Raw genomic sequence first — 8,494 nt, 5'->3', positions numbered from 1 at the left:
CTCGAGCCGCTGTGTGACCTGCCGGTGGTGTTCGAGCATCTGCGCTACGTGCAACGCGCACGCCGGTGCCCGTTCCGCGAGCTGCGGGTACATGAGCAGGTCCTCGCCCTCGTGATGAATATGCAGCACCTTGTCGAAGTTCCCGAGCACTTCCCCCACATATGCCGCGCGTGTGGTGTCACCGGACGCGGCCGATTGCACCAGACCGGGCGCCTCGTCATACGCCCACAGGAAAAAGCGGTGGATGCGCCTCATGGACGCCGACCCGGCGCACAGGACGGGTCCCGGTGGCAAGGGAGCAGCGGTCTCGCCGGGCTGCATGGTGAAGAAGTCCGTCATCGGGTCGCCCCTAACGCTCATCAGGTAAGACCAGGACCTCTCCCAGCAACATGTTAACACCTGGCCACATGCTGAACAATGACTCGGCGGATGGGCTCAGGGATGAGTTTCGGCTGAACGGGTCGGTGCCGCCGATGACGGCGGCCGCGACCGCCCGCACGATTCATAACCGCGCTGGGCCGGCGTGGGGCGGGGCGGCTGAGGGGACCGCCCCAGGTCGGTCGGCTCGGGGGTTCATGCCCGGCGCACCGCCCCGGCGGGCTACGACTGATCGGCGGACAGTGAGAACCGCATGCCTGCTCGAGCGAAGCGTCCTGTGTGATCGGCGCCTGCTGCCAGTGCGGGGGTGATGCATCCGCTCCGGCCGCTTCCGCTGCCGTCGACGATCATCAGCGCGAGCTCGGCGATCATCCGAGCGGTCGTGACATACCCGGGATGCCCCTCGGCCTCGATACGAACGTGGACCTGCTGGTGATCATCGGAGCGGCCGAGGAGATCGAGTTCCCAGCGCCAGTGGTGGAACTGCGGCCCGCGTGGCCCTGATCCGCTGGATGGCAGCACCCGCCGCCCAGCACGGGCCAGAACCCTCCTGAACGGAAACGGGAGCAGGCTGGCCGCGATCCCCAGGGACTGCACCCCTGCGAGCACCCCCGCCGCCAGCAGCCTCGGCACCCCGCCGACGCCGGTGAACCGTCCGAACCGGAGGCCGTCGCGGTAGCGGAGCGGAACGAATTCCTCGTTCGCTTCCTGTGCGAGGAGCCAGCTGCTGCGGTGGATCACCGGAGGATTGAGGAAGGCGACGGGCACCATCGGTGCGATGATCTGTCCTGCATGGAGACGGGGCCGCACCCGGTTCGGTGACGCCTTTCGAATCCGGAGCGCGTCACTTTCATCCGGGACGCGGAACGCAACGTTCCGGAGGGCTGGATCATCCGGATCGTCGAGAACTCCCAGGATGCTCTGGATCGTGCCCCCGGACAGGAGATCACGCAGGCCGGCGGGCGCGGTGCTCCGCACGGACACCTCCACATCGGCCGAGACCAGTCGCGCGCCCCGACGGCGCAGGGCGTTCCGCGCCAGCTCGACGGCAAGGTCCGCGGGCAGCGCTTCGAACCCGGCTGTCTGGACTACCGCGACCCCGGCATCCACGGCCGACAGGTGCGCGGCATCCACGCGCCGGATGAACTGTGTCTCGGCGCTCAGGTCAAGGTAGGAGGTGCCTGCCGCAACGCACGCCCGCACCACTGACTCGCCGGACCGGGCATAGGGTCCAACGAGATTGATCAGCACCGACCCTGCTGCTGCGAAGGCCGCCACCTGGGCTGTATCGGTGACGTCGACCTCCACCAGCGGCGGGGCTTCCACCCCGCGGCCTGCGCACTGCCGCCGCACTTTGGCCACGTTTCGGGCTCCGACCGCGACGGTGAGCCCGAGTTCGAGCGCTCTCGGGACGAGATAGTCAAGCGTCTCTGAACCCGTGATCCCGGTCGCACCGAGAAGGAGGACGTCGAACCGGCGCGCAGTCACACCTCCACCGCGCGCGAATCGGCCGGCGTCGGATGCGTGGGCGTGCGGAACACAGTGCACCTTCTTGCGTAGGAGGTGGTGGCTACCTCGAGCATAGGCGGACGTCGAACCATGTCAGGTCAGCGCCTGGCGAGAGCCCCGACGCCGGGTCCGGACACATCTGCCCAGGCGACGGCAGCACGGGCCTTTGCCCGAGGACGACCGGCGGCGGGCGCCGGTGCCGGGATGCCCGCCGACGGGAGTGCGCTCGCTATTCCGAGGTTCGCGTGGTCTGTTCGGCGAGGGTATCCCAGAAGGAGGTGTCGGCCGTGACGATCGAGCCGTCCGCGATGGCTTGGGCCGTCGCATCCAGCGTGACGACGGTCTGCTTGATCAGGTACCCGTTGCTCTTCTGGCCCAGCACGGCGGAATCCCTCGTGTTGTCGGACATTCCGCGCATTTCGAACAGGAGGGTCGAGATGCCGTACTCCACGGCGATGCCGTTGCGGCTGATGGTTTCGGCATCCCCGCCGACATACCGGCCCAAGTGGCCCCACCCGGTGGAGTCCACGGCGTCGAACACTACGGAGCCGAGGCGCTTCGATCCGTCCAGCACCGCCGGGTCGACGTTGGGGGTGGTGGGGTAGAGAATCGAGCCCGACACGAGGTCCCCGTCTCTTTCGCTCTGCGTGCCCTGGTGGTGGAGATCGATCATGTAGTCGATGTTGTAGGCACGCATCACGTTGTCGTGGAGCGCCTGGGTCTCCGGCTCGAGCTTGTTCACATGGTCACGGTTGAGGTCCACATTGTTCGCATTGGCCCGCGTCAGCGTCCTGCCGCCGTCCGCGATGTAGCCGTCCAGCGCGAAGTCGACGTCTCCCATGGCGCCGTCGGGATTGAGCATGGGTACCACGAGGATGTTGACGCCGTCGAGCACTCCCCCGGACTTCCCCGTCCCGAGGTGCTTGATGAACTCGAGTGCACCCTCCGTGGTCAGCTGCTCATTGCCGTGCTGCTGCGTCAGGTAGAGGATGGTCGGGTTGTCGGGATTGGTGATGTACTTCGCGAGGTAGAGGTCACGGCCCTTGACCGACTGCCCGATCACTTCGAGCTCAAGTGCCGACTGTCGGGCATCCTGCTCTTTCAGCTCAGCAACAACCTCGTCATAGGAGCGCAGGATCGAGGTATTGATGGTCTCGTTGCCCCCGTAGTTGGGTCCCTCACCGACAGCGAAGGCCGGGGCGGCGGCGGTTGCTCCTGTTGTCAGAAGTACCGCCAGCGAGAGTGCGGCGAATTTCCTGGGTGCCTTCACGATGTTCCTCCAAAGATGTGGGTGCGATGCCCTGAGTCAACCGCTACTTGTTGCTTGTGTCAAGCAATCAAAGAACGGTCGGGCTTGGAGGAATAGCCCCTCCGCAGACCACGGTCATGACCGGCGCCTCCCGCTCGGCACGATGCAAAGCCCATACCGTCAGCCGGCACCGCCCGCCGTACCCCGAAAAAGCTTCACCGCGTCCCGCATGGCCCGCCGCGCGCGCTTCCGGTCACCTGCGGCGTCGTAGGCACAGGACAGCCGGAACCAGCTGCGCCAGTCCTCGGGCGCGCTTTCGACTTCAGCCTGGTACCGAGGAAACAGTTCGTCGGCGGCCGAGCGGACGATCCGGCCGGCAGGGGTCCGCGGCAGGTCATCGACCGGCAAGCCGCCTTCGCGCTCCAGCACGCGCGCCATCCTCTGGGTCTGTGCACCGAATATCAGCTCGCGCACCAGCGCCCAGGCGCCGATCAGGGGCAGCAGCAGGTACCCGAGTCCGAGGGCCTTGGCCACCGGGTTGGGATCCGTCAGCAGCAGGATGCTGCGCTGGAAGGAGACGGCAAGCCAGAACACCAGAAGAAGTGTCACGAGGACCACGCCGATCTTGGCGCGGTTCCTGCTGACCGCGTCGATCAGTGCTCTCACGTCAGCCGCCTGGCGCGTGCAGGTCGAGGTACCCGTCGAGTCCCACGGTGAGTCCGGGATGGGAGGCCACACCGCGGATGCCCAGGAGGACCCCGGGCATGAAGGACCCCCGGTCGAAGGAATCGTGGCGGATGGTGAGCTGCTCCCCGGGGCTGCCGAGAAGTACTTCCTGGTGGGCCGTCAGTCCTCGCAGGCGCACCGAGTGCACCCGCACGCCGTCCACGTCGGCACCCCGCGCGCCTCCCGGATCGGACGAGGTGGCATCCGGGCTCCGGGGGACTCCTGCGGCACTCCGGACCCCGGAGACGAGCTGCGCCGTGCGGGCCGCGGTGCCGGAAGGTGCATCCACCTTGTCGGGGTGGTGGAGTTCGATGATCTCCACCGATTCGAAATACCGGGCGGCGCTCGCCGCGAACGCCGTGGCGAGGACGGATCCCAGCGCGAAGTTGGGGGCGATCAGCACCCCGGTCGCCGGGCGGTCCGCCAGAAGTACGCCGAGGTCGGTGAGCCGCTCGGCGGTCCATCCGGTGGTGCCCACGACGGCGTGGATGCCGTGCTCGACGGCGAAGGCGACGTTGCGGTACGTCGCGTCGGGGACGGTGAGGTCGACCACCACCTGCGCGCCGGAGGAGACCAGTGTTCCGAGGTTGTCGCCGCTGCCCAGGGCGGCAACCAGCGCGATCCCCTCGGCGGCGTCAACGGCCCGGACAGCCTGGGACCCCATCCGGCCCCGGGCGCCGAGGACTGCTACGGGTATCTCCTGGTTCATGCGTCCAACCCTACTGTCACGCGCCGGCCCCGACCCACTCCACGGTCCCGTCGGAGAAGAACTGCTCCTTCCAGATGGGGACGCGGTCCTTGACCGCGTCCACCAGAGCGGAGCACGCGGCGAAGGCCTCGCCCCGGTGCCCGGCCGCGACGGCGGCGACCAGCGCGGAATCCCCGATCTCCAGGGGACCCACGCGGTGTGCGACCCAGATCCGCACGCCGTCGTACCGCGCCGCGATCTCCTCGGCAACCTCGCGGATGGTCCGCTCCGCACTCGGGTGTGCCGAGTAGCTCAGCGACGCGACGTCCTTCCCGCCGTCGTGGTTGCGGACGACGCCGCTGAAGCCCACCACGGCGCCGCACGCTGCCGAGTCGACGGCGGCCAGGGCGTCGTCGGTCGCAAGGCGACCGGCCGAGACTGCGGCGTGTACTACTTCACCCATGGTCGGGGGTCCCTTCGAGCTGCAGGCAGATGTGGTCGATCAGGGGCGAAAGGACGGCCAGGCCATCGCGCACTCCCCCGGGCGAGCCGGGAAGATTGAGGAGAAAGGTGCGTCCCGCCGTCCCGGCGAGCCCGCGGGTCAGCACCGACGTGGGCACGTGTTGTTCCCCTGTCCTGCGCAGGGCCTCCATTATGCCCGGCAGGTGGCGGGTGAGATGGGGTGCCGTTTGCTCGGGGGTGGCGTCGTCGGGGCTGAGGCCGGTGCCGCCGCTGGTGAGGAGCACCGCCGGATTGCCCTTGAGGAGCCGGCCGATCGCCTGGCCCACCTCGGCGCCGTCGGGCACCACCACCGCCTCCTGGACGGCGAATCCGTGCTCCAGGAGCCATGCCGCGATCAGCGGCGCGCACTCGTCCTCATAGGTACCCGCCGCGGCCCGGGTCGACGCGATGACCACGGCAGCGTTCCGAAGGGCAGTCATATGCTCCAGTCTCCGCTCTTTCCACCGGATTTGGCCATTACGCGGATGTCGGTGATGACGGCGGCGTGGTCGACGGCCTTGATCATGTCGTAGAGGGTCAGTGCGGCGATGGACGCCGCTGTCAGCGCCTCCATCTCGACGCCGGTGACCGCCGTCGTGGCCACGACGGCGGTCACCAGGACCTCCCCGGGACCGGGACCGGCATCCGCATCCGTGTCCAAATCGGCATCGGACCCGGAATTCATGGTGACAAAATCCACTGTGACGCGACTGATCGGGAGGGGATGGCACAGCGGGATGAGCGACGACGTCTGCTTCGCGGCCAGGATGCCGGCCACACGGGCGACGGCGAGGGCATCTCCCTTCGGCAGTGCGCCGTCAGCGATCATCGCGACGACGTCGGGTCGGGTGCGCAGGACGGCCGAGGCGCGTGCCTCGCGTTTGGTGACCGGTTTGCCTGACACGTCGACCATGTGGGCGGTGCCGTCCTTCCGCACGTGGGACAGGGCGGGCGCCTCCGGACTGTCGTTCGGCGGACTGTTTTCAGGCGGACTGGCGCTTTGCGGACTGGCGTTCTGCGGGTTGAGGTTCGGCGGGTTCTCGGCCGTCACTGCTTCTCCTTCGTGCTTGGTGTCGATGTGGCGGGTACTGCTGTTCCTGCTGCCGGGTCGATGAGCCAGATCGTGACCGTGTCCCCCGCCTCGGCACTGCTCTGCCCCACCGGGACATGGACCAGAGCGTTGGATCCCGCCAGGGCATGCAGCAGGTGCGATCCGGTGCCTCCGACGAGCGACACCGCGCCGTCGGCGTACAGCCCCCGGCGGACCTGGTGCTTCGCCGCGGGGCTTTCCAGGGCGGATTCCAGTCGCGCCTGCAGGGCAATCCTGGGGGCAGGTGCACCGACGAGGCGGGTCAGCGCGGGGCGCAGGAACATCTCGAAGGAGACCAGAGCACTCACCGGGTTTCCGGGGAACCCGAGAAACGGGACGTCGCCGATGGCGCCGATGGCCTGCGGGCCGCCGGGCTGCATGGCCACGGTGAGGAAGTCCACGCTGCTGTCCTCGAGGGCCTGCTTGACCACCTCATACGCTCCCTGGCTGATGCCGCCCGTGCTGAGGATCAGGTTGACGCTCTCGCGCTCGAGACCTTCCAGCGCTTCGCGCAGCAGGTCCGGATCATCGCTCATCGCGCGGTGGCGGATGACGACGGCACCCGCCTCGTGGAGGGCCGCCTCGAGGAGCGTGGTGTTGGCGTCATAGATCTGGCCCGGAGCGAGTTCGGTGCCGGGTTCAGCGACCTCGTCCCCGGTGGACAGCAGGAGGACCGTGAAGCGGGAACGGACGGAAACGCTACCCACGCCGCATGCAGCGAGCAGGCCGAGCTGCGGTGCGGCGAGCAGGGTTCCCGCAGGGAGCGCGAGGCTGCCCTCCGCAAGGTCGCTGCCTCGTGCCCGGATGAAGCTTCCCGGGGCCGCGTCGGGCAGGTCGACCCAGAAATCGGTGCCGGTGTCGTACGCGGGGCAGAACTGGGAGGGAGTCGCCCTTTCGATCGGTACCACCGCGCCGGTGCCGTCCGGGATCATCGCTCCCGTCATGATCGGCGCGGCGGTGCCCGGCTCCAGTGCAGGGGGCCGGATGCCGGCGGGCACGGGCGCCGCGACGCGCAGGTGGAGTGGGCCTCCGCCCAGATCCGCCGCATGGACCGCATAGCCGTCCATCTGGGAATTATCGAAGGGAGGAAGGTTGCCGGGTGCAGGAATGTCCACGGCGAGAACGCGCAGCCGCGCGTCGGCCAGGGCGAGGTCCTGGGAGGCGTCGGAATAGTTGCTGCTTCGTTGCAGCAGGGCCGTGACCGCCTGCTGGTGCTCGACGACGCTCCGGATCATGTCTGCCTTTCACGGGGTGCCGGGCCGGGGAATGCCGGCGCCGGTTGCACCACCCTGCTGTCCGGTTCATGTCACAGTGAACGTTACCGCGTCAAGGCCCTCCGATCCGTTCGGCGCCGGCGCGAGGACGGTTTCGGACTGGACTTCGCCGGAGCTGTCCGTGGCCCGGCTCTGGACAGTATGGGACCCCGCCTCCAGCTCGAGGACGATCGAGAACTGCCGCCAGGTGTCGGCCGAGATGGGGGCTCCCAGTTCGGCACGCCGCCAGGGTCCGCCGTCCACGCGCACCTCGACACCTTCGATGCCCCGGTGCTGCGCCCAGGCCACACCGCCCACCGTCACGGGTCCCGTCGGCACCCGTGCACCGGAGCGCGGTACGTCCACCCGCGACGACGTCTTCACCGGACCCCGCTCCGACCACCCTCGGGTGGACCAGTACGCAGAATCGTCAGTGAACCGGGTGACCTTGAGTTCGGTGACCCATTTGGTGGCCGAGACGAACCCGAACAGGCCGGGTACCACCAGGCGCACGGGAAAGCCGTGCTCCAGCGGAAGGGCCTCACCGTTCATGCCGACCGCGAGAAGTGCGTCCCGGTCATCGGTCAGGGCTTCCAGGGGTGTCCCGGCGGTGAAGCCGTCAACACTGCGGGACAGGACCATATCGGCGCTCGGCTGCACACCCGCGCGGGCGAGCAGGTTCCGGATGGGCCAACCGAGCCACAGTGCATTGCCGATCAGGTCTCCACCCACTGGATTCGATACGCAGGCGAGCGTCACATAGCGCTCGACCAGGGGCTGTGCGAGGAGTTGCTCGAAGGACATCTCGACCTCGCGGTCCACGAGGCCTGTGACACGAAGGCTCCAGGTGGACGGATCGACCACCGGAACCACGAGGGCGGTGTCGATGCGGTAGAAATCGTGCGACGCCGTCACGAGGGGGCTCACCCCGGGCACTCGAAGATCCGCACCGGCGGGGATGACCGATCCAACCGGGGGCGCCGGCGTGGACGGCGCCGACCCCGGCAGGCGAATGGCCGTCCGCTGGTTCGTGACCAGCGCCTGAGTGGACCGGACGTGCGCGGCGGCAGCACCGGCCGCTCCCGCGAGGAGCGCTCCGC

At 68.4% G+C, this 8,494-nt stretch carries 10 protein-coding genes; all 10 read right to left on the bottom strand.

Annotation, left to right across the window (positions count from 1 at the left end):
• Positions 1 to 360, bottom strand: a 360-nt coding sequence (locus tag Y704_RS20070) for a hemerythrin domain-containing protein (protein WP_253904273.1), incomplete at its 3' end; no start/stop codon positions are given.
• A gap of 240 nt (positions 361 to 600) precedes the next feature.
• Positions 601 to 1,866, bottom strand: coding sequence for a saccharopine dehydrogenase NADP-binding domain-containing protein (locus Y704_RS0109080; protein WP_026549890.1), 1,266 nt, complete (start codon positions 1,864 to 1,866; stop codon positions 601 to 603).
• A 250-nt stretch (positions 1,867 to 2,116) separates the two neighbouring features.
• On the bottom strand, positions 2,117 to 3,124 hold the full coding sequence (locus Y704_RS0109075) for a M14 family zinc carboxypeptidase (RefSeq protein WP_253904275.1): 1,008 nt from the start codon (positions 3,122 to 3,124) through the stop codon (positions 2,117 to 2,119).
• A gap of 192 nt (positions 3,125 to 3,316) precedes the next feature.
• On the bottom strand, positions 3,317 to 3,802 hold the full coding sequence (locus Y704_RS0109070) for a hypothetical protein (protein WP_026549888.1): 486 nt from the start codon (positions 3,800 to 3,802) through the stop codon (positions 3,317 to 3,319).
• A gap of 1 nt (position 3,803) precedes the next feature.
• Positions 3,804 to 4,571, bottom strand: coding sequence for a 4-hydroxy-tetrahydrodipicolinate reductase (dapB, locus tag Y704_RS0109065; protein ID WP_026549887.1), 768 nt, complete (start codon positions 4,569 to 4,571; stop codon positions 3,804 to 3,806).
• Positions 4,572 to 4,587: 16 nt separating this feature from the next.
• Complete coding sequence (locus tag Y704_RS0109060; RefSeq protein WP_026549886.1) at positions 4,588 to 5,013, bottom strand: molybdenum cofactor biosynthesis protein MoaE; 426 nt, start codon at positions 5,011 to 5,013, stop codon at positions 4,588 to 4,590.
• Entirely contained in the window at positions 5,006 to 5,491 is a 486-nt protein-coding gene (locus tag Y704_RS0109055) for a MogA/MoaB family molybdenum cofactor biosynthesis protein (protein ID WP_026549885.1), read from the bottom strand. The genes Y704_RS0109060 and Y704_RS0109055 overlap by 8 nt, the downstream gene beginning before the upstream one ends.
• Positions 5,488 to 5,997: a cyclic pyranopterin monophosphate synthase MoaC gene (gene moaC, locus Y704_RS0109050; RefSeq protein WP_026549884.1), complete on the bottom strand. Its 510-nt coding sequence runs from the start codon at positions 5,995 to 5,997 to the stop codon at positions 5,488 to 5,490. Before moaC ends, Y704_RS0109055 begins: the two co-directional genes overlap by 4 nt.
• A 101-nt stretch (positions 5,998 to 6,098) precedes the next feature.
• On the bottom strand, positions 6,099 to 7,376 hold the full coding sequence (glp, locus tag Y704_RS20065; protein WP_081747506.1) for a molybdopterin molybdotransferase MoeA: 1,278 nt from the start codon (positions 7,374 to 7,376) through the stop codon (positions 6,099 to 6,101).
• Between the two features lie 66 nt (positions 7,377 to 7,442).
• Positions 7,443 to 8,494, bottom strand: a 1,052-nt coding sequence (locus tag Y704_RS23370) for a molybdopterin-dependent oxidoreductase (protein WP_035772148.1), incomplete at its 5' end; no start/stop codon positions are given.

The sequence above is a fragment of the Arthrobacter sp. Br18 genome, assembly GCF_000520555.1.
Classification (GTDB): Bacteria; Actinomycetota; Actinomycetes; order Actinomycetales; family Micrococcaceae; genus Arthrobacter_D.
Note: the sequence above shows the minus strand (reverse complement) of the source record. Positions and strands in the feature narration are given on the sequence as shown.

Bases quoted from the DNA above. Each gene is read 5' to 3' on its own strand.
- glp (WP_081747506.1), bottom strand. From the start codon at position 7,376: ATGATCCGGAGCGTCGTCGAGCACCAGCAGGCGGTCACGGCCCTGCTG.
- Y704_RS0109060 (WP_026549886.1), bottom strand. From the start codon at position 5,013: ATGGGTGAAGTAGTACACGCCGCAGTCTCGGCCGGTCGCCTTGCGACC.
- dapB (WP_026549887.1), bottom strand. From the start codon at position 4,571: ATGAACCAGGAGATACCCGTAGCAGTCCTCGGCGCCCGGGGCCGGATG.
- Y704_RS0109055 (WP_026549885.1), bottom strand. From the start codon at position 5,491: ATGACTGCCCTTCGGAACGCTGCCGTGGTCATCGCGTCGACCCGGGCC.